The organism is Staphylococcus sp. HMSC057A08 (assembly GCF_001812925.1).
GTDB lineage: Bacteria > Bacillota > Bacilli > Staphylococcales > Staphylococcaceae > Staphylococcus > Staphylococcus hominis.
Window position 1 is genome coordinate 1 of record NZ_KV810855.1, and the last position, 998, is coordinate 998.

The 998-nt window shown below is 29.8% G+C and carries 1 pseudogene; it reads left to right on the top strand.

Going from position 1 to position 998, the window contains the following annotated elements:
- Positions 1–998 (top strand): annotated as a pseudogene (locus tag HMPREF2881_RS11825) (MobA/MobL family protein); the annotation flags it as partial.

Here is a 998-nt window from a genome sequence, read left to right on the forward strand (position 1 = left end):
AGAAGTTCGTAAGCATTGGGAATTAAAATTAAATTATTATTCAGAACGTGAGCAAAGTTTAAAAAGATATGATAGTCGTTCTTTTGAAGAACAAGGTTTAGACAAAATCGCTGAAATTCCACTGACTAGAGAAGAATATAGATTAGAACTAAACGAAAAAAAACGCTGTGAAAAAGAGGGTGTCGAGTACCAACCAGTTACTTATTACGGACAGAAAAATGAAGAGATTAGACGATATAATCGTGGTGAAGTATCAGAAGTATATAGTGATAAAGAGAGAGAACAAGCACAAAATGCAATTAGATTACTTGTTCAAAACGCTAACGATCAAGTAAGTAAAAATGAACAGAGTTATTCTATTTTATTCGACAGATATCAACGTGAAGTTGGCTATTCGGAGGCCAAGGAAACCATTAAAAATACGTTTGATAGTGCGTCTACCTTTGGTCGTAAAATTCAAAATGACTTACTTAAAAATGAAATTAAGAGACGTCAATTAAAATTCTATGCTGAAAATTTTGATATTAATTATCAGTTCAGAAAAGAAATAGAAAGCAAAGGATATAACCAACAAGAGTTTGTCAATACTGTTGAAACTAACTATAAAGCATTACTCAATGAAAAGAATAAATTAGAAAAAAGAGAAGAAAAACGTAAAGAAATCTATCAATCAGCAAAAGATGTATATCTAACTGAAATCGAGAAAAATCAGCTAATTGTTCAACAAATGTACCCTAAATCTCATCATCATTTTAGTGATGATGAGAAAGCATTTATTGTTGATGAGGCGCAAAAAGGTAACTTTATAAAAGCAACTAATGTTCAATATCTGTTCAAACAAAACAACTATATACCTTCGAATGTATTTCTAGAAGATACCTATAAAAAAGCGAGTAAGGATATTTTCTTTAGTGAAAGACAGCTTAAAAACTTAGAAAAAGATAGCTTTGAATATAATGTTGAGTTGCAATTTATTAAGGAAAAAGAAAAAGAAATTG